This window comes from Flagellimonas sp. 389, from assembly GCF_018449435.1.
In the GTDB taxonomy this organism is placed as follows: domain Bacteria; phylum Bacteroidota; class Bacteroidia; order Flavobacteriales; family Flavobacteriaceae; genus Flagellimonas.
Window position 1 is genome coordinate 1 of the sequence record NZ_JAHCMU010000027.1, and the last position, 25008, is coordinate 25008.

25 protein-coding genes are annotated in these 25008 nt (G+C 37.8%); 10 read left to right on the forward strand and 15 right to left on the reverse strand.

Going from position 1 to position 25008, the window contains the following annotated elements:
• A partial coding sequence (locus tag KIM67_RS18105) for a BspA family leucine-rich repeat surface protein (protein WP_213832967.1) occupies positions 1-1588 on the reverse strand: 1588 nt, incomplete at its 3' end.
• A 470-nt stretch (positions 1589-2058) separates the two neighbouring features.
• Between KIM67_RS18105 and KIM67_RS18110 the strand changes: the two genes are divergently transcribed.
• Genes KIM67_RS18110 through KIM67_RS18130 form a run of 5 tightly spaced genes read left to right on the forward strand, consistent with a single transcriptional unit; the run spans position 2059 to position 4101 of the window.
• Positions 2059-2337 (forward strand): 2TM domain-containing protein, encoded by a 279-nt coding sequence (locus KIM67_RS18110; protein WP_213832968.1) that lies wholly within the window; start codon positions 2059-2061, stop codon positions 2335-2337.
• Positions 2338-2381: 44 nt separating this feature from the next.
• The gene (locus tag KIM67_RS18115; protein ID WP_213832969.1) at positions 2382-2684 is read left to right on the forward strand and encodes a 2TM domain-containing protein; all 303 of its coding nucleotides are present in this window, start codon (positions 2382-2384) and stop codon (positions 2682-2684) included.
• The gene (locus KIM67_RS18120; RefSeq protein WP_250149320.1) at positions 2675-2992 is read left to right on the forward strand and encodes a 2TM domain-containing protein; all 318 of its coding nucleotides are present in this window, start codon (positions 2675-2677) and stop codon (positions 2990-2992) included. Before KIM67_RS18115 ends, KIM67_RS18120 begins: the two co-directional genes overlap by 10 nt.
• A 1-nt stretch (position 2993) precedes the next feature.
• Positions 2994-3329 carry a 2TM domain-containing protein gene (locus KIM67_RS18125; RefSeq protein ID WP_213832970.1) on the forward strand — a complete coding sequence of 112 codons (336 nt, stop codon included), beginning with the start codon at positions 2994-2996 and terminating at the stop codon, positions 3327-3329.
• A gap of 16 nt (positions 3330-3345) precedes the next feature.
• Complete coding sequence (locus KIM67_RS18130; protein WP_163418486.1) at positions 3346-4101, forward strand: LytTR family DNA-binding domain-containing protein; 756 nt, start codon at positions 3346-3348, stop codon at positions 4099-4101.
• A gap of 91 nt (positions 4102-4192) precedes the next feature.
• Here the strand turns inward: KIM67_RS18130 and KIM67_RS18135 are convergent, their stop codons facing one another.
• Both KIM67_RS18135 and KIM67_RS18140 read right to left on the reverse strand, forming a co-directional pair.
• Positions 4193-5380 (reverse strand): LETM1-related biofilm-associated protein, encoded by a 1188-nt coding sequence (locus KIM67_RS18135; protein ID WP_213832971.1) that lies wholly within the window; start codon positions 5378-5380, stop codon positions 4193-4195.
• A 103-nt stretch (positions 5381-5483) separates the two neighbouring features.
• Positions 5484-6017 (reverse strand): mechanosensitive ion channel family protein, encoded by a 534-nt coding sequence (locus KIM67_RS18140; protein WP_250149321.1) that lies wholly within the window; start codon positions 6015-6017, stop codon positions 5484-5486.
• A 333-nt stretch (positions 6018-6350) separates the two neighbouring features.
• Between KIM67_RS18140 and KIM67_RS18145 the strand changes: the two genes are divergently transcribed.
• Positions 6351-7001, forward strand: a complete 651-nt coding sequence (locus tag KIM67_RS18145; protein WP_213832973.1) for an OmpW family protein — start codon at positions 6351-6353, stop codon at positions 6999-7001.
• A gap of 304 nt (positions 7002-7305) precedes the next feature.
• Here KIM67_RS18145 and KIM67_RS18150 read toward each other — a convergent pair whose 3' ends face one another.
• From KIM67_RS18150 to KIM67_RS18200, 11 genes are all read right to left on the reverse strand, one after another.
• The gene (locus KIM67_RS18150; protein ID WP_213832974.1) at positions 7306-7677 is read right to left on the reverse strand and encodes a VOC family protein; all 372 of its coding nucleotides are present in this window, start codon (positions 7675-7677) and stop codon (positions 7306-7308) included.
• Between the two features lie 38 nt (positions 7678-7715).
• Complete coding sequence (locus KIM67_RS18155) at positions 7716-8138, reverse strand: nuclear transport factor 2 family protein (protein WP_213832975.1); 423 nt, start codon at positions 8136-8138, stop codon at positions 7716-7718.
• Between the two features lie 113 nt (positions 8139-8251).
• The gene (locus tag KIM67_RS18160) at positions 8252-9559 is read right to left on the reverse strand and encodes an MFS transporter (RefSeq protein WP_213832976.1); all 1308 of its coding nucleotides are present in this window, start codon (positions 9557-9559) and stop codon (positions 8252-8254) included.
• A gap of 100 nt (positions 9560-9659) precedes the next feature.
• Complete coding sequence (locus tag KIM67_RS18165) at positions 9660-9959, reverse strand: GNAT family N-acetyltransferase (protein WP_213832977.1); 300 nt, start codon at positions 9957-9959, stop codon at positions 9660-9662.
• A gap of 194 nt (positions 9960-10153) precedes the next feature.
• Positions 10154-10879, reverse strand: a complete 726-nt coding sequence (locus KIM67_RS18170; protein WP_313788452.1) for a superoxide dismutase — start codon at positions 10877-10879, stop codon at positions 10154-10156.
• Positions 10880-10932: 53 nt separating this feature from the next.
• Positions 10933-11427, reverse strand: a complete 495-nt coding sequence (locus KIM67_RS18175; RefSeq protein WP_250149322.1) for a YdeI/OmpD-associated family protein — start codon at positions 11425-11427, stop codon at positions 10933-10935.
• Positions 11428-11493: 66 nt separating this feature from the next.
• Complete coding sequence (locus tag KIM67_RS18180) at positions 11494-12714, reverse strand: bifunctional alpha/beta hydrolase/OsmC family protein (RefSeq protein ID WP_213832978.1); 1221 nt, start codon at positions 12712-12714, stop codon at positions 11494-11496.
• Between the two features lie 183 nt (positions 12715-12897).
• The gene (locus KIM67_RS18185; RefSeq protein WP_213832979.1) at positions 12898-13623 is read right to left on the reverse strand and encodes a hypothetical protein; all 726 of its coding nucleotides are present in this window, start codon (positions 13621-13623) and stop codon (positions 12898-12900) included.
• A gap of 84 nt (positions 13624-13707) precedes the next feature.
• Positions 13708-14412, reverse strand: a complete 705-nt coding sequence (locus tag KIM67_RS18190) for a DUF2490 domain-containing protein (RefSeq protein WP_213832980.1) — start codon at positions 14410-14412, stop codon at positions 13708-13710.
• A 79-nt stretch (positions 14413-14491) separates the two neighbouring features.
• Positions 14492-16414, reverse strand: a complete 1923-nt coding sequence (locus KIM67_RS18195) for an alpha/beta fold hydrolase (protein WP_213832981.1) — start codon at positions 16412-16414, stop codon at positions 14492-14494.
• Positions 16415-16424: 10 nt separating this feature from the next.
• Positions 16425-19637, reverse strand: a complete 3213-nt coding sequence (locus tag KIM67_RS18200; RefSeq protein ID WP_213832982.1) for a hypothetical protein — start codon at positions 19635-19637, stop codon at positions 16425-16427.
• Between the two features lie 158 nt (positions 19638-19795).
• Here KIM67_RS18200 and KIM67_RS18205 point away from each other — a divergent pair, with 158 nt between their 5' ends.
• Entirely contained in the window at positions 19796-20329 is a 534-nt protein-coding gene (locus KIM67_RS18205) for a hypothetical protein (protein ID WP_213832983.1), read from the forward strand.
• Between the two features lie 3 nt (positions 20330-20332).
• Here KIM67_RS18205 and KIM67_RS18210 read toward each other — a convergent pair whose 3' ends face one another.
• Positions 20333-20932, reverse strand: coding sequence for a methyltransferase domain-containing protein (locus KIM67_RS18210; protein WP_213832984.1), 600 nt, complete (start codon positions 20930-20932; stop codon positions 20333-20335).
• A 270-nt stretch (positions 20933-21202) separates the two neighbouring features.
• Here KIM67_RS18210 and KIM67_RS18215 point away from each other — a divergent pair, with 270 nt between their 5' ends.
• From KIM67_RS18215 to KIM67_RS18225, 3 genes are all read left to right on the forward strand, one after another.
• Positions 21203-22786: a hypothetical protein gene (locus KIM67_RS18215; protein ID WP_250149323.1), complete on the forward strand. Its 1584-nt coding sequence runs from the start codon at positions 21203-21205 to the stop codon at positions 22784-22786.
• A 167-nt stretch (positions 22787-22953) separates the two neighbouring features.
• Positions 22954-24066 (forward strand): AraC family transcriptional regulator, encoded by a 1113-nt coding sequence (locus tag KIM67_RS18220; protein ID WP_213832985.1) that lies wholly within the window; start codon positions 22954-22956, stop codon positions 24064-24066.
• Between the two features lie 113 nt (positions 24067-24179).
• The gene (locus KIM67_RS18225) at positions 24180-24857 is read left to right on the forward strand and encodes a CPBP family intramembrane glutamic endopeptidase (protein WP_213832986.1); all 678 of its coding nucleotides are present in this window, start codon (positions 24180-24182) and stop codon (positions 24855-24857) included.
• The last annotated feature ends 151 nt before the right edge of the window (positions 24858-25008 follow it).

Below are 25008 nucleotides of genomic sequence, written 5' to 3' on the forward strand. Positions count from 1 at the left end.
AAACCACATTTGGTTGTACCACTTGATCGGCCCACCCTATAAGTGTATCTGAAAAGTTAGGGGCGGACATCCCGGAAAAGGTGAGCATGTTTTCCATATTTACAACACTGCCTATGTTCCATGCCCCTAGACTTTGGTTGAACGCTGTGGCCTCATCGAACATAAACCTCATGATTATAACATTGCTAACGTCCCAGTTGGCAATGGGCTGATTGAAACTTTGTGCGTACTGAAACATTTGGCCCATATCGGTAACGTTGCCAACGTTCCAGCCACCAATGGGCTGATTGAAACTTCCTGCGTACTGAAACATACCGGTCATACTGGTAACGCTGGATACTACCCAACCGCTAATGTCCTGATTGAATGCAGCAGCTCTAAAGAACATTAATCGCATAGTTTCAACATTGCTCACATTCCATCCACTGATATCCTGATTGAACGAGGTATTGTAGGCAAAAGTACCTAACATATTGGTGACGTTGCCTACCTTCCAATCGTTAATGTTCTGTTTAAAATCCGCATTGGGAAAAGCGTAACTGAACGATGTACATTGCTCAAGGTTGGGTTCGCCCGTTGCATTTATAGCTACATAAATATCATCATTATCCAAGTGAAACATATCCTCCATACTCTTCCATGCCGTGTCTCCCCATTGCTCCACGGTCCGCAAAGCGTCCTGTCCAAAGAAGCTCAATCGGCCCACTTGCCCTTTTAGGGCCACGGTATAAGTGTCCGCAGTTTGGTACTGATGGTACGCTTCCTCTTCGGTCACATGTTCCTCTGGCTGTCCATCGCCCCAATCAATTTGAAAATCGACGTCTTCCCCTTCTCCGAATACTTCTATGCTGAATTCCTCATTGGCACCAGCGGTCTCCAAGGTAAAGATAAAGGACGCCGGGTCTTCGAACAGGTTCTCGATAACGTTCTTGACCGCTATCTGTACGCTGATCTGGTCCGTGCCCCCATTGCCATCGGAGACGGTCACCGTTATGCTGTGTTCTGGGGCGGTCTCAAAGTCAAGGTTTTGGCCATCCGCCAAGGTGATCAGGCCGTTTTCGTCTATGCTGAACAGTCCTTCACCGTTTCCGTCCGTGATCTCAAAGGTGAGCGTATCGTCCGCATCGGCATCGGTGGCGGTCACGGTAAAGATGGTGAATTCATTGTTTGCATTCTCGTCCACTTCGGTCGTTGTGGTCTGGTTGGTGATCACCGGGACGGTGTTCTGCGCTTCGGTTTCGGTCACGGTAAAGGTGCTCCCGGTCACGGTCTCACCACCTACGCCAACACTTACCGCCCCGGTAGACGCACCCTGGGGAACGGAAATGGTTAGCTTGGTGGCGGTGGCGGTACTTACGGTAGCCGTAATGGCACCAATTTTTACGGTGTTGGATGCCGGCGTTGTACTAAAGTTGGTCCCGTTAATGGTCACCGCTGTACCAACAGGCCCGGAACTGGGCGTAAATCCACTTATGGTCGGTTTGGACGTTGGTGTCGGCGTTGTCGTTCCATTGTCGTCACTGGAACAGGAGACAGCGAACATTGTAAGGGATAGGATCATCAGGTTCAAAAAACGTATTTTTTTCATGAGCTCGAAATTTAGCGTTAGAGCATGCAAGAAAACAGGAATATAGATCGGTGCCCCATGGTAATTGACGGATACAGGGTTTGGGTTGACGGATGGGGGTGTTGGGTTTTGGGTGAAAGGTTTCAAAGTTGCAGAGTTTCAAAGTTTCAAAGTTGAGAAGGGTCGTTATCGAGGTGAAGGGTTTTGGGTGAAAGGTTTTGGGTGAAAAGGGGTGTTTTTCAGACATCAGACATCAGAAATCGGAAATCAGAAGTCAGTTGTTAGGAGTTAGGGATTACAAGTAAACAAGTTGTAAGCATATTCGATTCCAATACCCAACACCTTTTACCCTTCACCTTATACCTAATTCCCAATCCCTACAATTCATCCCTAAAAACTAACAGTTCGCGAATCTACTTTTTCACTTGCCCTTCAATATCCCGAAGTTTGCTATGTAATTAAGATATAGATAACACTTAAAACATAGCATTATGAAAGACTTCAATGAATACCGGTACACAATAGCAAAGGAAAAAGTTGACACTATTAGATCTTTCTATTCCAGTTTATTTGCCTATTGTATTGTCATTCCCATTTTGGCCTATATCAATTATAGGACAACCAGTTTTCTTTGGTTCGTTTTTCCTGCACTGGGTTGGGGAATAGGATTGGTCGCAAATTGGATGGGCATTTATGGGTATAATCCTATTTTTGGCAGAGACTGGGAAGAGTGTAAAATCAAGGAATTCATGAACAACACTAAATTCTAATGTTTCAGTATATTTAACTGTACAACTAACCAAAAACAACTAAAATGGAAAATTTAAGCAAGGAAAATAAATATATAAAGGCAAGGGAGAGGGTTATCCAATTAAAAAAGTTTTACGCAAACCTTTGGACGTATATTGTGGTAATTTCAGCTTTGGCATTGATCAACTATTTAACCAACGGATTTAGCTATGCATGGTTTTTGTGGGCCGCATTTGGATGGGGGATAGGTGTCTTTTTTCATGCCATAGGGACCTTCGACCTCAACCCATTTTTTGGAAAAAACTGGGAAGAGCGTAAGATTAGGCAGTTTATGCAAAAAGAAGAAGAAAACGATAAATGGAGATAGTTATGGAGCCATATAATCAAGAAAAATTAAAACGTGCAAAGAACCAGATCGAAAAGCTAAAAGGGTTTTATGTTCACATAGCAGTTTATGTCATCGTGAATGCCTTTATCCTTTTTAATATCTATAGAAACACCGAGGATTTTTGGCAATGGGGTCATTTTGTAACGCTTTTTGGATGGGGCATTGGACTTTTTTTCCATGCGGCCAAGACTTTTGATTTCAACCCACTTTTTAATAAAAAGTGGGAAGAAAGGCAGATTAAAAAATATATTGAAGAGGATAAAAAAGAAATGGATAAATACATGTAACATGAAAAATCTAGAAACTAGTAGGGAAAGAGCAGAAAAAAGAGTAAAACAACTAAAGAAGTTTTATTCGCACTTGAGTATTTACATTATTATCAATATCATCATATTCTGTATAAAGGCGTATCATTATGATTTTTTCCAAGATATGGGTTCCGAAGCCTTTAACTATAACAATTGGTTGATATGGGACTTGGTATCCACACCAGTAATCTGGGGAATTTTTCTTGTTGTTCATGCAATCCGGGTCTTTAGCCACTCCCGTGTAGAAAAGTGGGAAGCCAAGCAGATTCAAAAATATATGGAACAAGAAGAACAGGATACACGTACTTTTGAATAATCTTTAATACTGTAAAATGAACGTTATCATTATAGAAGATGAGAAACCCGCTGCAAGACGTTTGAACAGGTTGCTTGCAGAATTGGATGTTGAGGTTTCAACCATGTTGCATTCCGTTGAAGAATCTATCGAGTGGTTTCAGAACAATCCACATCCTGATCTTATCTTTTTGGATATCCAATTGTCGGATGGTCTTTCGTTTGAAATATTTGATATCATCGAGGTAAAAAGTGCCATAATTTTCACCACTGCATATGACGAATATGCGCTCCAGGCATTTAAGTTGAACAGCATAGATTATTTGTTAAAACCTATCGATGATGAAGAGCTGGAAAGTGCTGTAAAAAAGTACAAGGATTTTAAGCCTGGTTCGCACAAAATATCGGTTGATTTTAACGACATAAAAAACCTGTTGGTAAACCCTCTGGAACGTGAATACAAAAAAAGATTTACGGTCAAGGTAGGGCAGCATTTGAAAATTATAAATGCAGATGACGTGGAATGTTTTTATAGTGAAAATAAGGGAACCTATGCAGCTACATCCGAGGGGAGAAGTTATCTGTTGGATACCACTCTGGAGAATTTGGAAGAGGAGCTCTCACCAAAAAATTTCTTCAGGGTGAGCCGAAAATTTTATGTGAACATCAATCACATCAACGACATCATTTCATACACCAATTCTAGGCTTCAAATTAAGCTGAATCGCTTTAATGAACAAGAAATCATCGTAAGCCGGGAGCGAGTAAAGGACTTTAAGCTTTGGTTGGAATAAGGATTTTTAAAAATTTGGTTATCAAATATTTATTTTAAATAATAAGTAAATATAGATTTTTCTTATAATAGCTTTTTTAAGAGAAAAATGGCTATTTTTCGACTCGATTGTCATCAAAAGCCGATGGCAGCAATTTAGGAATCAGTTTTATAAAAATAGGCAATAAAACTGCTCCGCCCGGTAGCATAAAAATGGCCAAAGAAGGAATGGTTTTAAAAATATCCAACAAATGATTTTGTACTTTTTTCTTTTCTTCCGCACTCAAATCCTTTACCGTGGATTTTGATAAAAGGGTGACAAGCTCCTTACTTTCAAGAAGCTCTTTTTTTAGTCTTTTGCTATTTCGCAAAATCAATTTACTTACACTTTTGGACATTCCTTCATAGAACTGAAACGCCAAATTTTTATCATTTAAATAGGTTGCTTTTTCGCTGTTTTTCTCGAAGAAATCCGTAACGAAATTCAAAGCATATTCTACCTCGATTTTTGTCTTTCCCAAGTCCTTGCCCAGACCAAAAATATAATCGGATTCCGTGTAGTCCAATGACCCGTCTTCCCATAAGGTTAAACATGCAATATCGATAAAATATTCTCTTTCATAAACGGTAAAATTTCGTTTTAATAAATCCCTGTAGGTGCCATCAAAATCTGTCTCATCTAAATCTACATAAGTCAAAGAGGAAGCCAATACCTGTACAAGTTTTACATCTTTTTTATCGGCATCTTTTGAGTTCAATGCATGGTAAGCAATGTTGATGGTTACATACTCCAATAAATGTGCGTGTTGTTTTATGGGGATATAACCTTGTAGATAGCATCTAAAAATTAGGACATCTACATATAATAACGAGTTGGTGAGACTGTTCCCAAAAGCCCTATTAAAGATGTTACTGTCCAAATAAATTCTGGAATCCAAGAGCTTTTCCAATTGGGATTCGGTATGGGTTCCACTTAGTATTTTGTTCAGGAACGAGATTTTACCGACCTCCAAGGATTGGTAGTAATCAAAAACAGTATTTACAAAGGCATCAAAATCAGTTTCTTTTTTTTCGAACCTAAAGGTGAAATACAATGCCGTGAGCAAGTTTATTTTTGCAATTTCATCTTCGGTAAGCTTGTGCTCTACTGGAACAAATGAGGGGATGTTTAAGTGAACCCCATAGATAAAACCATTCGTCTTAAGCTCCTTATAGAGGCTTTCAAAGTCTGGGAAATCAAGATTATCTTTATTTACAAGATATCCAAACTTGTTTATCCAGCCGGAAGATGAGGGATTCATTAGGTTATGTTTACCTTGGCAAAATACTATAAATTAAACAATTTGAAGTAATAGGGAAATTTAAAAAGGAAAGAAAATTAAATTAAAACTGTAAAGTTTCCCTTCATTTAGATTCAGGCTCATCAGTCTCTATAGTCAAGGCTTCCTCTTTTTTAAGGATTTCTATACCTTTTTGAATGACCAAATTGGTGGGGATGGTAATCTTTCTTCCATCATCCGTACGCATAAAAAGATAAAAACCACTGATATCCTCAACTTCTCCGGTCCAATCAAAATCTTTGTCCAGAACCCTGACCCTATCACCAAGACGCAACGGATGACTAAAGAATAAAATAACACTGGCGGTCAAGTTTGATAGTATGGACCATTGGGCGACAAATCCAATACCCAAGATTGCCAAAACCGATGAAATAAAGACCGAAAATTCCTGAAGGTTTACTCCCCAAATCAGGGTAATCACTATTATCGCAAGACCATAAAAAAACAAGTTGCTTAGATAGAAAATAATTTTTCTGCTGTTCATGTTTATAGAACTGGTTTTTCCAAACCTTCGGATTGCCCTTTTGGTCAAAGAGTTTAATCCAATGATTAACACCAATGATATAACGGTAATCAATACTTCGGTTTTTAATGCCATTAAATCCAACATTGTGTATTCTTGATTATGTGATAACTTAATAACTCTAAACTACAAATAACCGTTTTTACTTTTGCATAAATGACAACAGATTTTGAAAATAATACAACTACAATCGATTGTTCTGTGGCGGAATGCTAGGGTAAACCATTTTTCTTCATTTTTATTGATAAGCCTCATGCTTTGTGAGCGCCCTTCTTTTCTATGCTAAGAGTGCAAGCATGATTAAAATGGGAGCTTTCGTTCAGAATCATAAATTTTCCATCTATGATAAAGGTCATGTTCTTTGATCAAGCAGAGGTTTAGTTTTGACTGAAATTTAAACAGACTCAAATGAAAAAAACAGTAATTTCTTTAATGGTAATGCTCTTGGCTTTTGTGAATTACACAAATGCACAGGATACAGATTCGAATGCTGACTTCAGCAAATGGCAATTTAGGTTACGGGGTATTGTAGTAACACCAGATGAAAGTGCAGATATTCAAGCTATAGGTGGTGATGCATCAATATCCACAGCAGTTGTTCCCGAATTGGACATCTCTTATTTTTTCGACGAAAATTGGTCAGTAGAATTGATTTTAGCCACTGCTAAGCACGATGTAGAAGCTGTGGGTACCGCTGTAGGTGATATTGATTTAGGACATGTATGGTTGCTTCCACCAACATTGACAGGGCAGTACCATTTTACCGGAGGTGATTTTGTTCCTTATGTTGGGGCAGGACTTAACCTAACCTTGTTTTATGGGGTAGATGAGGGCCCTACGGTCGATGATATTGATTATGACACCTCTATAGGATATGCTTTGCAGGGAGGTTTTGATTTTATGCTCAACGATAAATGGTTCTTGAATGTTGATGTAAAAAAACTCTTCTTAAGTACCGATGCCACCATTGATGCGACTACAGCTCTTGAAGCAACAGTTGATGCGGACGTTGATATCAATCCATGGATTATTGGATTTGGCGTAGGTATTAAGTTATAAAATTGTGTTCTTAGTTTTATAAGTTGTTAGAAACGGCTTGGTTTTTCCAAGTCGTTTTCTTTTTTATAAGAACTTTTAAAGAGTACACAAGAAACCATATGCTTTATGGTCTAGCCGTTAAGGCATCTAAATGTTCCATAGTTGGAATTTGATTACCATTATTTGGTGCCAAAAGCATGGGAGTCATTGGTATTTGGCAGTATAAATGTTTTATCGGTAAGGGTATCAAAATTTTCTAACTGGCTTAAGTAGAAGGTCAAGGCGTTTAAAGTATAAAAAAACAATATTTTCTTTTTAATGCTAGTTATACATGTTGATCAATTAAAATAGTATTCCCATCTGGATCAGTAACTACAAAGCTTGCGGGTCCTTTAGAACTCTCATCAACTTCTTTTGCCAGTGTCACACCATTTTCTTTAAGATGCTTTTGTATGTCGCGTACATCGTCAAAAGAGTCAAGGTTTTGGGCATTCGCATCCCAACCCGGATTAAAGGTCAAAATATTGTTTTCGAACATGCCTTGAAAAAGCCCGATTAGCGTATTCTCATTTTTTAGGATAAGGTAATTTCGTTCCAATTCTCCGGCAAAAACAGTGAAGCCCAAAGTTTCGTAAAATTCTTTGGATACCTCTAGATTTTTTACTGCCAAACTGATGGAAAATGCGCCTAGTTTCATGTTGTTTATTTGAATTGGTTATGTGTTGACTACGTTTGTTATTTTATTTTGGTGTCGTGAAAAGCTGCTCGTTTCCAAGCATCATCCTCATATACCCAAACATTGGTAATCCGATACTCATTTTCTGTAACTATCCCATTTTTGATGATGGATGTAGATACCCTTGCAGTAGCAATTGCCGTAGTATTATGTAATTCGATATGCAATTCATTCATGTTGTACTGTTCCACCTTTAATACGCCAGATTCAATTTCTTGGTTCCTTGATTTTAGATAGTTAAACCAAGCTGTCTTATCAATGGCCTTGGAATTTCCGTTGGTATGAATATAGTTTTCCGTTACCATAGCATCCAATGTTGGGAGTTCACTGTTTGCAAAAGCAGTATTAAACTTTTCAATTGTATCTAACAACTCCACTTCTTTTGGCTGGGCCGTACACGCACAGAACAAAAAAAAGGACATAACTAAGTAAACAAATGAAGAAATCTTGAAGCTCATATGATGTTAATCTAATGATACTTATAAATTTAAGAAATTTAATTGCTTGTAATCATTTTTAATCTTAAAGTATCCCGTTATTGGGGATTGTTCGCTTTTAAACTTCCCAAAACCAAGAATATCAAGAATGCCAATCCTATGTAGCCCACTAGGCTATAAGAGCCAAATGTGGAAAAACATAAACTAAAAATAGGTGGAGCCAAAGCACTTGCCAGAATCAAAAAGCTCATTATTTTCCCCGTGATGGCACCTAAATGATTTCTACCATAAAAGCGAGGCCATGCGATAGCATTAAGAACAGCAAAAAATCCGCCCATAATACCAAATCCGGCAATTAAAAAAGGAATACCGATTACACTGGTCAAAAACAAAAAGCCTATAGCTGCTAGAATACCGCCTAAAAGCATTAAATAGAGATAGAGCTTTAAGGGAAGGGAATCACTCAACCAATTAAAAACGGTCGAAATTGTAACGGCAACCACAGAACCAGGTAAAAAAATAGAAATGGCATCAGCTTTTGGATACCCCTCACTGGCAAAGATGGACACAACATGGAACGTAAGCCCGGTGATAAAAAAGCTATTAAAAGCAAGCATTAATCCGTACATCCAAAAAGCGCGTGTACCTTTAGCCTCTTTAAGCGTGAATTGCTTGCTCGCAATTTTGATTTTTTCTTGTTCTTCCAAGTTTTTCTCAGATGCCCCATCGGGTAAAAGGCCATGTTCCTCTGGTCTGTTTTTATAAAATAGGAAAACCAGAACGCTGAAGGCCAGAAGTCCTATCGCAAAGATTCGCCATGTATTTTCCCAGCCATCGATTTCAATAATTGCATTGATCCATAAAGGAGAGGAGGAAAACCCAAAGGAAAGTGCAACGCTGCTGAACATATTCACCTTGCCCCGGTTTTTATCGAACCAAATCATGATCATGTTTCTTGACGTCATGGTCAATACACCCTGTCCCGCAAATCGCAATAAGAAAAATAGACACGTCATTAGAACAAATGGGACGATCCATGTATCTTGATTAAGTATATGTTTGATAGATTCACTCATGTGAACCGATAGGGAACAAAGTAAAAGTGTCGTTGCCAATGTCAATGTTGCCCCTAAGGCAACATATCTTGCTCCGTACCTATCGAACCAAACACCGGCCCTTCCTATGACCTGAGAACTGATAATGGTCCCGATCATGTAGGCATTACTAAACTGATTACGACTTAGCCCCAAAGCGTCTTTAACCGGGTCTGTAAAAACAGATACCCCTATGGTTTGGCCGGGAATACTGCAATATACACCAATAGTTCCCATGAGCAGGATGACATACCCATAGAAAAAAGGACTCTTTGATGGGTCAATTAAATTGAATTTTGGGATTTTGGACATGGTAGGATTTCACCCGTAAAAGTAAATGTTTTAGTCCAATAGAATGTCGAAAAAAAAAGAATTGAATCCTTATCTAAACCGAAAGGATTATCTCAAACTATTAAGCAATGTTGATTCCCTTTAAAACCAATGTTTTCCATTCGGGATGCCTTTTTATGTACATGGCCACAAAAGGACATAAGGGAACCAACGTAAGATCTTTTGCTTTGATGTGTTCCAGTGTTTGTTTTATGAGTTCGGAGCCAACACCTTTACCTTCATAGTTTCTAGGCACTTCTGTGTGGGTAAGATAGATTTTTTCTTTCGCCTTTATGTATTCTATTTTGGCCACGGCATCATCAATCTTAAATTGAAACTGCTTGGCTTCTTCATTGTCTGTGAGTTGATATTTAGTATCCATAACGTAAACGATTTAAGTGTAGAAGGGGTATTTATAGTATTGTCTTGTTAGGATGGTATGGTTACAATTTTAGATGTCGTTCAACATCCAAATCAAGGGCATATTGAAAAACAGGTTCAAAAAGATGTCAGGATGTAACTATTTATTTTTCAAAAAGAGCTACCAAAAGGCAGCTCTTTTTAAACTAAAAATTTTCAAGATATTCTTGACTCAACTTTTTCCCAGTTGATGATTTTAATAATATTCTGAAGGTAATCACCCCGCTTATTCTGGTACTTTAAATAGTATGCGTGTTCCCAAACATCTATTCCCAATACTGGTGTTCCCATTTTTTCCGCAACGTTCATAAGAGGGTTATCTTGATTTGGTGTAGAACAGATGTGAAGTTTTTTATCCGCATCTTGACAGACCCAAGCCCAACCAGAACCAAATCGTTTAGCGCCGGCTTCTGCCAATTCTTTGGTAAAAGCTTCGTGCGAACCAAAATCTTCGGTAATCTTGGATTTTAGGGTATCGCTCATACTGCCACCGGGAGTTAAAATATCCCAGTACAGGGTGTGGTTATAATACCCACCGCCATTGTTACGGATCGCTGTTGGCAAATTATCCATGCTCAAAATTTCCTCGATTGTTTTCCCAGAAATATTTTCCTCTTTCAGGGCAGCATTCAATTTATTGGTATACCCTTGATGATGTTTTGAATGGTGAATCTCCATGGTCATCGCATCAATGGTATCTGGAAATGCTTCATACCCGTATGGAATCTCGGGAAGTGAAAACACCGTTGCTGCTGTAGCCGGAACCTCCATCTCTTTTTCCTTTTTAGGTTCGGTCTTACAGGATGAAAGCACAAGGGAAGGGGCAATGGACATTCCAGTGGTCGCCATTACGGTATGCTTCAAAAATTTACGTTTGTCCATGGTAAAGTTTTTATGATTTTTCTAAAGTTAGGAATTATTGAAACGTTGTCAAACTAAAATGGCTTTAACAATTCTTTATTGTCCCGAATACCCCTTTTTAGGTTTTCGCACAACAAGAGTGTTTTGTCAATTTTGGTCTGAGAGTTTTTATAACGGGTAATCATGTAAATAATACCTCGTTTTTTTCCATCCGTTAGACCTTCAAATATGTTGTAGGCATCATAATCGCTTAGCATGACTGCATCAAACTCCTCTGGAACGGCAACACCATATTTAGAAGTATCCTCAAAAAGTTGTAATTGAAAGTAATCGTTAGGGAATATACCCAATGCCTTCTGATTCTTCTTTCCGAACATCATAAAATATGCATTGTTTCTCTTCAATAACGCTGCGTAAATTTCAATAGATCTATCCTCAAAACTTGCCACAACCCGGACACGTTTATGCTTCTTCTCAACAAAAGGTTTTGCAATTTCCATTGGAATGGCAATGAGATGCATACCATCCATATTAGTTCCAATGCTTATTTCAAAAGTTGGACTTTGCATCTAACGTACTTTGAATTTTAAGTGGCGATTTATGATTTAAAGGCAAAGTATAAAAGAAACAGGAAATTAATCCACTAATTTGGTCAAAATCTGTGTTTTACTGTGAAGCGTTCTATGCACTGGACATTTATCAGCAATCTCCATGATCTTTGCCCTTTGTTTTTCGTCAAGATTTCCTGTCAATTTAATTTCTCGATGAAATGTATCGATTTTAGAAGTATCGTTTTCACAATTTTCACAATCTTCCGCATGGGATTTGCTGTAAGAGGTATGCACTTCCACATTGTCTATGGGCCACCCCTTTCTTCTGGCATACATTTGAATGGTCATTACGGTACATGCGGAAAGACCGGCAGAGACTAATTCGTATGGCGAAGGACCAAAGTCATTTCCTCCAAAATCAGTAGGTTCATCCGCTATCATATAGTGATTTCCAACCTTCATCTGCGTTGTAAAATAGTCATCCCCATCCAGGCTTGCCACAACTTGGTGTTTTGTTCGTAAACTTTCATCAACTCCTTTTTCTATGGACAGGTATCTTTTTGCCCAACCAGAAATAACTTCCCCAACATAAGTGGAGTCTTTTTTGTTGAACAGTAAATGGTCGGCGCCATCCAAGGAAACAAAACTTTTAGGATGGTGGGCGGCCACGTAAATCTCCTCTGCATTTTTTATGCCCACGGTATCATCTTGTGGTGAATGCATAATGAGCAATGGCTTTCGGAGTGACTTGGCAGTTTCAGGAAGTGATTTGGTGTCTAGGTCATCCACAAATTGTTTTTTAATCTTAAAGTCGCGACCACTTAGATTGACAACTGCCTCTCCATTGGCATTGATTTCTTCCAATCCACTTTTGAGCAAATGTTTTACATGTTTTGGATTAGAAGGTGCTCCTACGGTGGCTATTGCATTGACAGATTCAATTTCGGCCGCTGCAAAGATTACTGCGGCACCGCCCAAAGAGTGCCCGATCAGCAATGATGGAGATTCATAGTTTTCTTTTAAAAAATGAGCAGCTGCTACTAGATCGTCAACATTGCCAGAGAAATTGGTATCTGCAAAATCACCATCGCTTTCACCTAAACCCGTAAAATCGAACCGAAGCACAGCAAATCCATTAGCGGTCAATGCTTTACTAATGTTCTTAACGGCAGAAAGATTCTTGGTACAAGTGAAACAATGTGCAAAAAGCGCATAATTGTGAGGATGTCTGTCTACAGGAAACTCTATGCGGCCTACAAGTTGTTGCCCTTCCTTATTGGTAAATATAATTTTTTGAAGATTCATGATAAGGGTTTTGACTTTAAACTTAAGTCGATATTAGATTAGAACCTTATCAAGTTACAACATCAATCTTATAAAATCGAGTTATTTTTTACTCGATAATCGAGATTAAGGTGTCCAACGCTTGCGTCTAAATCAAAATTAAGGTTTTCTTAAATGCCACGTAGGTTGACCCAAGGTAGTTTACTATTCGGTTGTAATAGTAAAGTTTCTTGCTTGTGAAAGCTCACTTTTTACATCAAACTTAGAAACTGCCTCAATTTGATATTTGTATTTTCCGGGCTGTAGCGAGTTGGATTTCCAATTTCTGCTCTTGGCGGTTAGTTTTTCCTCAGAAAGAATCAGTTTTCCATTTTCATACAATCTAAAACCGGCAAGGTCATTGATTTCATCACTATACTTCCAATTTAGGGTTACTATGGAACCGTCTTTTGATATGGGCCAGATGTTTACCTTGGGTAAATCTTTAGAAGGAACATAAACTGATAGTGTATCACTCATCGGAGATTTTGTGTATTCGTATTCTTTTTCATGAAGTGCTTTGTTTGGAAACTGGTATACATAAACACGTTCGCTTTGATATTGTGCCTTAATCTGAAATTGGTACAATTTGCCAAACCGATTGTGAACGGGGTAATTGTATCTGTTTTTTCTGATATCTATGGATGCCTGTAAAGCCAGTTCCTTGCATATTCCAGAAACATATAGTAAGTATTCAAGTTCCTTAATGTCTTCATGTGGTTGTTCTCCCCAAGTTAATTGGATAAACCGTTCACCTTGAATTTTAATTATCTTGCCTTTAAGGTTCTTAGGTTTTTCAGTTAATTTTTTTATCTGGCCTTCTGTAATTTGTTGTGCTTTAAGAAAACTTAGACTAAAAAAAAGCATAGTAATCGCACAAATGGTTTTCATAAACTGGCTTTGATGTAAAACGTATGTAAAGCCTATATATTTTTGAGAGCCTTCAGATGCTTGTACTAGTTTTACTTCAGTTACCTACTTCTTTTTTCTTAAGTCGGGATTGAAGAAAAAACCTATCTGAATGCGGTCAAAAACTGCATTGTTGAAATGATTTTTTAAGTATCCTATCTGAAGATTACTGTTTTCGGTAAGATGTATTCCCCCAGCAAGGTACAATCTATTCTGTCCAAAGATGTCATCTTGGAGGTTGATGAATACTTCATCATAAAAATTCAAGAAAAATGTATTGGTCAAAGGCAAGGTCACCTGTAATCGATAGCGGGCGCGGTGTTCAGTAAAAGAATCATCCAAATCCCTGTTTTCCAAAAAGCGCTGTTCTAATCGATAGCGGTGCTCAAAAAGAAATTCCCCTACCTTGTTTGTTAGAATTAATTGTTGAAACAAACGATGTTCTAAAACCGTATTTACTGTAAAATTCATAACTGGAGCTATAGATGGCTGGCTTTCTACAAACGTTGGATCTGTGTCAATATAAGCATAGCCCCCCGTTACGATGGCATTTTTGGTAATGTGGTAATTTAGTCCTGTTCGTAATAACAGTTGATTAAAGTTCGAGGTGGTTTCATAGTATCGAAATTGAGCCTCGGTATGAATGCTGAGTTTGTCAGAAATTCTGTTCATTCCAAAGTACATGTACCATGCTCCTAGTTCTTCTTCACCTGTTTGGGCGTTTATAACCATACCGAACAATAGGCATAAAGGAACTGCAATTTTCTTCATAGATTATTTTAAATAATCACCCCTCATATGTAGAAGAGGGGTGATTGATTTTAGTAAGCCCAAGTTTTGTTATTCAATTCTAAATATCGCCATCTTTTATTGGAGTTCCTTCTTCACCTTTTAAATGAATCTCCAAAAACTCGAGTATTTTGCTATATGCGGTGATTTGGTTCTCTTTTTTAACAAAGCCATGGCCTTCATCTTCAAAAAGAACATATTCAACAGGCACACCATTCTTTTTGACTCCGGCAACAATCTCGTCAGACTCTACTTGTAAAACTCTTGGGTCTGTTGCACCTTGTAAAACAATAAGGGGTTTTGTAACCTTATCCGTATGGAAAAGTGGCGAAATAGCTTTTAACCGAACGGAATCCGCGCTATGTGGATCTCCTAATTCTTTGTAGAGCGCATCTTTAAAAGATTCCCACCATGGCGGAATACTTTTTAAAGTCCTTATCCAGTTGGTAACTCCAAAAAGATTGACACCAACATCAAACTCTTCTGGAGTATAGGTCAAAGCGGCCATGGTCATGTATCCCCCATAAGAACCGCCAATTATGCCTATTTTTTCTCCATTTATCTCAGGTTGGGCGGCAAGCCAATTTTTACCCTCGACACAGTCTTTTAAGTCTTTGTCTCCATGGTTTAAATCATCCATTTGATAGAATGTCTTTCCATATCCGCTACTACCTCGGTTGTTTACGGCTAGTATAGCATAACCATGATTGACCAAGTATTGGATAAATGCACTAAAGTTTTGTCTGGATTGCCCACCTGGCCCACCATGTACCCAAACTAAAGCGGGAACTGGATTTTCTTCAGAAGCTTGATGGGGCTTGTAATATATGGCCGGAATTTCGACACCATCAAAAGATTTGTAGCGAACCACCTCTGCAGCTACCAAATCTTGTGGTTGCAATTCGTCATTTAATACATTTGTAAGTTTCTTTTGTTCCTTGGTTTCCAGATTATAAACATAGAGATTGGAAGGCGTATGCGACCCCCCGGCATAAAAGCGCATTAAAGTTTCATCATCGGAAAAACCAACGTTGGTAATGTCCATGTTATCAAATGATGGAAGTTCAATACTTTCTCCCGAAGCAACATTTTTTACTTCAATAACATTTTTTGCATCTTCGTTGATGTAGGTTACTTGATATGTTCCATTTTCGGTGAAATAGCTTCCCCAGATATCCCAGGATTTTTCCATCACTTTTTCTTTTTCACCAGTTTCAATGTCATAACGCATTAAATAGGCAAACTCAGAACCATCGTCCGTAGTGTAGTAGAATGAAGTTCCATCATGTGAAAAGTCAGCCCCACTGTTGGCACTTTGGTTTTCATTGATTTGAACCATTTTTTTGTCAGCAACGGTGTAAAGGAACAAGTCTGAATCATTCGTATTTATAGGTTTGCCAAGCACGAGATATTTTTTGTCATCTGAAATGTCATCGATGCTATAACCTTCCGTATTCTCAAAAAGGAGCGTAGGGGTCAAAGTTTCCAAATCCATTTCATAAATATCATCATTGCGCGGATTTCTAGTATTGGAGGTATAATAAAAGCTTTCATCGTCATCTGCCCACCCATAAAAGGAAGCTCTGGCACCTTCATAGGGTGTAATATCCTTGTGGGTTCCATCTGCTTCCATTGCATAAATATGATAGATTTCATCCCCATTGCCATCCATTCTAAAAAGCATTCGTTCATCTTTTGGGAAATAAGAGATGGCAAATACAGAGGAGCTATCCGAGGCGGTCACTGGCATCATTTTGCCATCATCCACTCCAACGGTGTACATATTATAAATTCCAGATTTGTTGTTGGATATCAATAATTTGGAGTTGTCCGGGGAGAAACTTCCTCCGCCAATGGCTTCGTTGTCCATCATCTGGGAGATGGTGTAGGTTTTCATTGTCTCAGCTACCGAAGGCGGCTCTTTTTTTTCTTCCTTGCATGCCCATATCGTTAGGAATGCCATCAAAAAAACTAGTTTTTTCATTTTCTGTTTTTTAGTTGAGTTTAAATTCTTTTGTTTCTTTAAAAGGTGATACATCCAAAGATTCAATACTTTCTCTATAAGCTTTCCAATCGGTATTGAAGAAAGTATTGGTCTTTTCCAGCGCAGAATTCAATTCTTCTTCTGCAAATTGAATCAGATTGTTTTCCGTTTTGGTCATTCCAGTTTTACGGCTGCCTACATACCTTCTGGCGGTATTGATACGGAGCATAACGGTAGTTTCAGGATTTCGGGTTATTCCTTGGCGTTTGTCATCCTTACCAAGGTAGAGCGCGGTTATTGAATCGATTTGTTTTACAATATCTTTTGAAGAAGTTATCTGTTCTTTGTATTGTTCTTTATCCAATTCTTTCAGTTCTTTTTGAAATTTATTGGCCAAGTCCTTACTTTCCACAAGTTGTTTTACGGCATCAGCTGCTTTTTGCATACAGCCATCTAATTTTTTTTCCGTATTGTAGACTTGGCTGATTGCCGCAGTGGAAACTTTTAACCTTGGATCTGACTTAACCGTTACCATTGTGGAATCCATTAGTTCTCCATAGTGTACTTTTACTTTGTAAGTTCCTGGTTTCACTTCGACACCGCCACGTTCTTTTTTATCCTTACTTATTTTTCTTGATGGCCTATCCGAACCTTTTTCATCAAGATTCCAGTAGATTCGATGAAAACCGGCTTTTTCGGGAGTTTTAAATTTTAATGTTCGTATTAGTCTATCCCCGTCAAAGAACTTGAAGAAAACAGAGTCTTTTGTTTTTTCTTTTTTCTTTACGGTTTCCTTCTCTTCGTGATTCTCCTCCTCTTTTTTGTCCTCTTCTTTTTTGGAACTATTCCCTTCCTTTAGATAATAGGTGATCATAGCCCCATATTTTCTGTTTTCGGCATTGTAAAGCGCATCTCCTCCAAATCGACTTCCAGTAGGTTGTTGGTAGGCGGCCAAATAAGCATCGGGACTATCAAAAAGACTAACTTCCTTTTGAAGTAGGGAAGGAGTTTGTGCTAATTCCCGTAAAGGGCGTATATCGTCCAACACCCATGCAGAACGACCAAAAGTTCCCAAAACAAGATCGTCTTCCCTTGGCTGTATAACTAAATCCTTGGTAGAAACGGTAGGGAAACCTTCTGTCCACTTTTGCCATTTATCACCGGCATTAAAGGAAACATAGAGCCCATCATCGGTTCCTAAAAACATGAGATTGGGATTTTTCGGATCTTCGATTATGGACAATGTATAGCTTTCTACATCGTCAGAATCCACAATACGCGTCCATGTTTTTCCATAATCCTTAGTACGATATGCATAAGGCGTATAGTTGAATCTTCTATAATCATTGGCAATCAGAAGTGCTTCGCCTTTGTTGTTTTTTGAAGCCTTGATCTGTGGTATCCAACTTCCTTTTGGTAATCCTTTAATATTTGACGTGACCTCGGTCCAATTACTACCTCCATTTTGAGTATAATGTACCCGACCGTCATCCGTACCTACCCAAAGCATATCTTTTTCTAAAGGAGAAGGCTCAATGACTAAAATAGTGCAGTGATTTTCGGCTCCGGTTGCATCCATGGTAAGTCCACCACTTTCACTTTGCTTTTGTTTCTCTTTGTCATTGGTACTTAAATCTGGGGAAATCACTTCCCATGTCAGTCCTTTGTCAGTTGATTTATGTACAAACTGGCTTCCAAAATAAACAGTGCTGTTATCAAATGGGTCTTGTCCAATTCCTGCATTCCAGTTAAACCGAAGTTTGGTTTCCGCATCTGGTGGGGTAGGGCGGACGATGTAATTGTTTCCGGTTTTCCAGTCATAGCGAGAAACGTAACCTTGCTGACTCATGGCATAGCCAAATTGATTGTCGTCCAAATCAGGTACTACATCAAAACCATCGCCAAAAGCGATTTCTTGCCAATAACTGTTCCGTATACCTTGGGTCTTCCAAACATACGCAGGGCCTCTCCAAGAACCATTGTCCTGCATTCCGCCATATACATTATAAGGATATTCGTTGTCGACATTAATGTGATAGAATTGCGCTACGGGCAGATTACCTATAAATCGCCATGTTTTGCCACCGTCTTTGGAAATGTTCATTCCCCCATCGTTCCCATCAATTAAAAATTGTCCATTTTCAGGATGAATCCAAAAAGCGTGATGGTCTGGATGCACACCGTTGGTAACATCCCAACCGTAGGCGTTCATTAATTGTTTAAAGTTTTTACCGCCATCTTCGGATACGTTCACAAACGTAAAAATGGAATACACCCTGTTCTCGTTCTGTGGGTCGACATAGATTTCAGAATAATAGAAAGGACGGTTACCGATATCATTTTTATCGTTTACTTTTTTCCATTTGAAGCCGCCATCTTCGGATTTATAGAGTGCATTTTTCTTTGCTTCGACCAAGGCGTAGACCACATTGGGTTTGTTTTGCGCAATAGCGATGCCTATTCTGCCCAAATTCCCTTTTGGGAGGCCATCCTCATCCGTCAGTTCTTTCCAAGTGGTACCACCATCATGCGTCATATAGAGTCCACTACCTTCGCCCCCCGATTTGAAGAACCATGGTTCGCGTTTATGCTCCCACATGGCAGCAATCAGTTTATTTGGATTGGTTGGATCCATTACCAAATCGGCGACTCCGGTTTTATCGTTTACAAAGAGGATTTTCTCCCATGTTTCACCGCCATTTGTTGTTTTATAGACACCACGTTCTTGGTGTACACCCCATGGAGAACCAATTGCTCCTACATAAACTACATCTGGGTCGGTAGGGTCGATTATCACCCTGTGGATATGTCTGGTCTTTTCAAGGCCCATACTTTTCCAGGTTTTTCCACCATTTAGCGATTTGTAGATACCGTAACCGCCATTAAGACTGTTTCTAGGGTTTCCTTCTCCAGTTCCCACCCAAATCACGGAAGGATTTGATTGTTGAATGGCAACCGCACCAACAGAAGCAGTAACTTCTTTATCAAAAATAGGTTCCCAGGTAATACCCCCAGAACTGGATTTCCATAATCCTCCAGAGGCCGTTCCCACATACATAATATCTGGATTGGAATGGACTACATCTATTGAAGTGACCCTGCCACTCATCCCCGCAGGACCAATGTTTCGGGGTTTCATATCCTGGATCAAATCCATGGAAAAATCTTGTGCAAATAGGGTAATAGATGCAAATAGCATCAACAAAGTGTAGTGTTGTTTCATTATAGGTTAATTAGTCAGCTAAAGATAAATAAAAGGGATAAAGGATTTCTTAAAAGCTTGTTAAGTAACCAAGAATGGGGAAAGACTTTTCTTGAAAATATTTTTGTAACAATAATCTAAAAACGGCGTCTCATGAATGCATCAATCAAATCAAAAAAATGAAAAAAGTACTAAATCAAAAATCACGAGTTGTAATAACCGTTGTAGCAACTATTTTAGTTTGGACGCATCTCGCTTGGGATTATCTTCATGGAGGTATTCCCACACATTATCTTTTACATGATAAGGATTTACCAGGGATACCAAATTGGTGGGGAGGTATTGTTTTACCAATATTTACGTATTTCTTGCTCCATCGCATACACAAAAGAACAAATCCACAGCATACCAAAAAATCACTTGGAAAGCTTGTAGTACGATTTTTAGCTGGATTACTGTTTGCAGTGATCATATCGGTATGCTTTTCATATGGCATCGAAGTTACAGATTACATTATGGGGTCACTTTTTATGCTGGCCTTTGTATTTCCACTTTATAGATCTGAGTATTTATTGGGATGGGTATTTGGTGCAGCTTTTACTTTTGGTGCTATTATTCCTATTGGATTTGGTAGTCTTCTATGTTTACTTTTCTATATTTTTTATAAAATGACAAGATTGGTAATCGGGTTTTTCAAGCCAAAAAACTTGTAAGCCTTATTTTTTTGTGAAAATCCCAAATAGTTCATTCCCTTGCCGTTGGGGAATGGAGTTGTAGCAATGCTCAAAAGTGTTCATTTGCAAATATGAGGTCAGGTATCTTAAATAAAGTTCTCGGTCACCTCCAAAAGGTCGTTTTTCCATATCCTCAGTTAATGGAATATCGAACCAAACGCCCACTAGTTTGCCATTGGGTTTTAGCAAATTGGCCATTTGCTCGGCATAAACAAATCTATTATTATCTGTCGGAACAAAAGAACAGAAAAAAGTCTGTTCAAGAATGATATCATACTGACCATGGTGCTCAAAAAAGTTTTCTTGGAGCAATTGGGCTTTTGGAAACTTGGGATTTCTTTTCTGAAAAGCCTTTAAAGGGGAGAGTGAAATATCCATTACATACAAGTTATGAAATCCCTTTTGCCATAAATATTCAGCTTCATAGGCATTCCCAGCACCTGGAATTAAAATTTTTATACTCTTATCCGTAAGTTGGTCAATGTAGGTCTTTAATGGAGTAGAGGGATATCCAATATCCCAGCCAGTGCGCGATTCCTCATAGCGCTGGGTCCAATAGATTTGTTCGTCTTTTGTAGTCATTAAGAATAATCAGCTTAGTCAATAAAAATAAGCGAAAGGTTTCACATGAAGTTGTTGTAAATTAATAATAGAAATAATGGTAAATTACATGACAAGTAAACTATGGTTAAGCTCATAATTCCTATTCTATAAAAACAGAAACCACCAATGATTTTACAAGTGAAGAACCAATATCAATTTTTACATAAACCAATTATCCTTTTTAGCCTTTTGTTATCATTTTTCTATGGTTGTAAAACTGAGGAAAAAGAACCTGCTATTCCAAGTTCGATGAAGAGTGACTCATCCCATAAATATTCTGGTTTGGTAGACTTGTTCAAGGAATGGCGAATATTTGAAAAACCTCCATTTGTTGATGGAGCGCCCGATTACACCGAAGAAACCTTTAAAGAGCGTTGGCCAAGATTTCAGGAATTACAATCAAACCTGAAAGCTATCGACACCATGGGATGGCCAGTAGAACATAAAGTGGACTGGATGGTGGTTTGGGCCGAGATGAACGGATACGATTTTAACCATCGTGTTCTAAAACCCTGGGTTCGCGACCCTGCTTTTTACAAATCGGTTTGGACGTATAAAAGTGACGTTCCTGCCCATGAAGGGCCTACGCACCATGCAACTACCGAACTATGGACCTATGATTTTCCTTTATCCCAAAAAGAAAGGACTCGTCTTTTGGAAGATTTAAAAGTGATACCAGTATTAAATAGGCAGGCACAACTTAATTTAACGGGAAATGCAAAAGATTTATGGATTACGGGGATTAGGGATATTCAAAACCAAAGTAACGTATTGAAGGGTTTAAAAAATCAAGACACGGTTAAGGATGATACTCAATTGGTCGCTATAATTGATGAAGCTATAACTTCTACGGATGATTTCGTAGCTTGGTTGCAATCCAAGTCCGAATCAAAAACGGGCCCGTCTGGTATTGGAAAAGAATATTACACATGGTATCTACAAAATGTACATTTGGTACCGTTAACTTGGGACGATGAAGTCATGATACTTAAACGTGAACTTGCACGTGCTTGGACATCGCTTAAATTAGAAGAACATAGAAACAGGAACTTACCGCAATTGGTCGCGGCGAATTCGCCCGAAGCCTACGATAAAATGGCAGACGAAGCAGCAAAAAGCTTGATCAGTTTTTTGGATGAACAAGATATCGTAACGGTAAAACCTTATTTTGATACTGCATTGCGGGAACACTTAGGAGAATTTGTGCCCAAAGAAAAACGGAATTTCTTCTTGATTGGGGAACATTATGACCCAAGACCTCTGTATTCCCATTTTTACCATTGGTTCGAATTGGCAAGAATGGAACATGAACCACATCAAAGCGAAATAAGACGAGGACCCTTACTGTACAACATATTTGACTCGAGAAACGAAGGAACCGCTACGGCAGTAGAAGAAATGTTCATGCAGGCGGGTCTGTACGATGACAGTCCAAGAACCAAAGAGATTGTATACATTATGATTGCCCAGCGCGCTGCAAGGGGATTGGGTTCACTATATGCCCATGCCAATGAAATGACCATGGAAGAAGCGGGGGGTATCCATAGCGAGTATACCCCCCGTGGTTGGATGAAAACCGAAAAAGAACTATTGATTTTTGAGCAACATCTTTATTTGCGACAACCAGGGTATGGCACAAGTTATATTACTGGCAAGTACTTATTGGAAAATGCATTGGCGGATTATGCTAGAATACAAGAGTTACGGAACAAGCCTTTTGTCACAAAAGACTTTTTTGATACCTTGAACAGTATGGGGAACATCCCAATTTCTTTAGGGCATTGGCAAATGACAGGTTCAGAAGAACATCTTAAAATCTTTAAAGAGGAATGATTATTTAATTATATACTTTGGGCAATGGTTATTTAGTCGAATTCGCAATCATAATATCCAAATCTTTTCGTAGTTCTGTAGCCTGATATTTTTATGAATTTAGCGATATCCTAAAAGGGGCAAGGCTACAGAGTGAGAGGAGCCGGTGTGTTTTTATATTAGTTGTTATGGAAATCTTTTTTTTTATAGGTATAATTATTAGTTCTTTCTTAGCTCTACTTCTTTTTAATAAGAAAAAGAAATCTAAAAGTGATATAGTTTTTGGACTTTGGCAGATTGTATTGGTAATTCATTTTTCTTTATTATACATTAGACACTCTAATTTGATTGAGGACTATCCTCATTTTCTAGGTTTAGATACCCCTTTAGTACTTATACACATACCATTTATTTATTTTTATACAAGAAGCGTTGTATACGGAAACATCAGAAAAAAGTATTTGATTTTAAGTCTTTTGCCATTTATTGGAATGTTTTTTATTCTTTCGGTTAAGTTTTTTATACTACCGGGTGATGAAAAACTAATGATCTATAAATCTCAATTAAGTGAAGAGAAATTATATTCAATTACAGATATTATTCTATTTGTCCAATGTTTTTTTTATTTTCCAGTATGCTATAAATTAACAAAGGTGTATTCTAAAGCCGTACAATCGAAATATTCTAATATTGACCGAATTAATTTAAAATGGTTAGAAACAATATTATTAGGAGCAACGCTTGTCTTTGGTTCTATTTTTATATTCTATTTTTTCTATCTTATTTCTGACGACTTAAATTATACGACCATCAGTATAGTTAGTATAGTTAGTATTTGTGTTTTTCAAGTTGTATTGGGGCATTATGGAATAAGACATACATCTTTGTTTTATGATTCTGAAACATATAATCTAGATAGTAATAGAGTCAAATATGAAAAAACAGGTTTATCAGAAGCATTGGCCAAAAAATATTATGATAACTTATGTGAGTATATGAAAGTAAAAAAACCTTTTTTAGATTCTGAATTAACATTAACACAATTGTCTGAACAAATTAATCTCACACCGCATCAATTATCACAAACTATCAACCAATTTTCGAACAAAAATTTCTATGCATTTGTTAATGAATATAGGATAATTGAAGTAGCCCATATGTTAAAGGATAAGTCTAAGAACAACATTAGTATATTGGGATTAGCTTATGACGCAGGTTTTAAATCTAAATCTGTTTTTAATTCTCTTTTTAAAAATTTACATGGAATTACCCCATCACAATACAAAAAGACCTATCAATAAATTAATAGTAAAGGTGTATTGCCCAATCCGCTAGTACTGAAAGCCAGTCCTATCCAATCCGCACGGACGATTTATAATAGGCTCATATTTAAGTTTGTAAAAAAAGTTAAATCATGAGTACACACAAATTTACAACGGACAAAATCATTTCACAACTAAGGACGAATAAGTCATTAATAGTTTTGGTAATAGCACTATTAATTGGCTTAGGTGTATTTGGGCAAATAGGATTCTTTATAGCTATAATTCTAATGCTTATTGTACACCTACTCAGAAAAACTACATTATTTGAATTAGGATTACAAAGACCTAAATCTTGGGTGAAAACAATTCTATTTAGCTTATTGCTTACAGTAGCTATTTTGGTGGTTTTTAATCTTCTATTAAATCCATTATTATTCGAATTTTTCCCACCTGACAGTAAAGATTTGAGTCGTTACGATGCAATAAAAGGAAATACTTCTATGCTCATTATTGCTTTAATTAGTTCGTGGATTACCGCGGCATTTGCTGAAGAGATTATTTGGAGAGGGTATATCCTAAAGAACATTGCAAAATTATTGGGTGATAAAGATTATTCATGGATTATAAGTCTAATAATCACTTCAACATTATTTGGTCTGTTACATTTTGTTCAAGGACCAATAGGAATTTTTCAAACAGGAATAGTTGGATTGATTTTTGGGATAATTTTTATACTTAATGGAAAAAGAAATCTGTGGATGAACATAATTATTCATGGTACAATTGATACCATTAGTATGATTGCCATTTATTATGGCATGGTTTAATAGTTTTTATTTTTACGATTAAATTAGACCTCATGATATAAATGTTATTAGAAATGTAAGTCAAATTAATATGCAAATGTAGCCTTACCTGTTTTAGGACGTTGCTAAATTCATAAAATTATGATCAATGTTCATCGTTTGGGGGAAGAAT